At 41.6% G+C, this 1,053-nt stretch carries 1 protein-coding gene; it reads right to left on the bottom strand.

All coding sequences use genetic code 11. The annotated features are described in order from the left end of the window. Positions 1-1,053: DUF7507 domain-containing protein (locus ESU54_RS17655; protein ID WP_449369363.1), on the bottom strand; the 1,053-nt coding region annotated here is incomplete at both ends.

Raw genomic sequence — 1,053 nt, 5'->3', positions numbered from 1 at the left:
TACAACCGTTTTGGTTCTCATCATTCAAGATTCCTGTTTTCACGATTGCAATTACTGGATTCTGACACAGTTCGATTACCGTTGGGTCATTTTCTAGTACGCTGCTCTCATCAGAAAGATCGCTTACCAAAATACCCATAGGGTCTTTTCCTTTTACAGTTGCTTGGTTTGTTACCTGTCCTTCATCTATATTAACTTGTGTAATAGCATAGTTTCCAGTAAAGATCCATACTTCAGTAACATCAAGTTTTCCATCGCCATCTGTATCTCCTGTTGGACCAGTAATTGTCGCAATCATCGGATCAGATACTTCAACAAAGCTCAAACTTACATTTCCTTCATTTGTAACAGTAAATGTATAAGTGATGGTCTCATCAACATCAGAACAGTTGTTTTGGTTCTCGTCGTTGAAGATCCCTGTTTTCACGATTGCGATAGCGGGGTCTTGACAAAGCTCAATTATTGTTGGATCATCCTCAAGAACACTACTCTCATCGGAAAGGTCGCTCACTACCGTTGCGTCTGGTGCTGTACCTTCTGCCGTAGCTTGGTTTCTCACAAATCCTTTATCTATATCAACTTGGTCGATAACATATGTTCCTGTATAAACCCATGTTTCAGTAACATCAAGCTCGCCATCCCCATCAGTATCACCAATTGGACCAGTGATTGTAGCTATTAATGGATCGGTAACTGATACATTACTCAAGCTCACATTTCCTTCATTGGTTACCGTGAAGGTGTAACTGATTGTCTCATCAACATCAGAACAGCTATTTTGGTTCTCATCGTTAAAGATCCCTGTTTTCACAATTGCGATGTCAGCGTTCTGACAGAGTTCGATTACCGTAGCATCGTCATTGTCAACCTGAGTTCCTGAAAGATCATCAACATCATCTCCTACCGGTGGGGTTCCAACAGCGGTAGCTTGGTTGGTCACACTGCCCGTGTCTATATCATCCTGTGTGATGGTATAGGATGTAGCTGTGTAGATCCATGTTTCTGTTACATCCAATTTACCGTCGCCATCTGTATCACCACTTTGGTAAACGA

It is taken from the genome of Aequorivita antarctica (assembly GCF_007997155.1).
GTDB classification, from domain to species: domain Bacteria; phylum Bacteroidota; class Bacteroidia; order Flavobacteriales; family Flavobacteriaceae; genus Aequorivita; species Aequorivita antarctica.
This window is presented reverse-complemented; position numbering and strand designations above follow the sequence as displayed.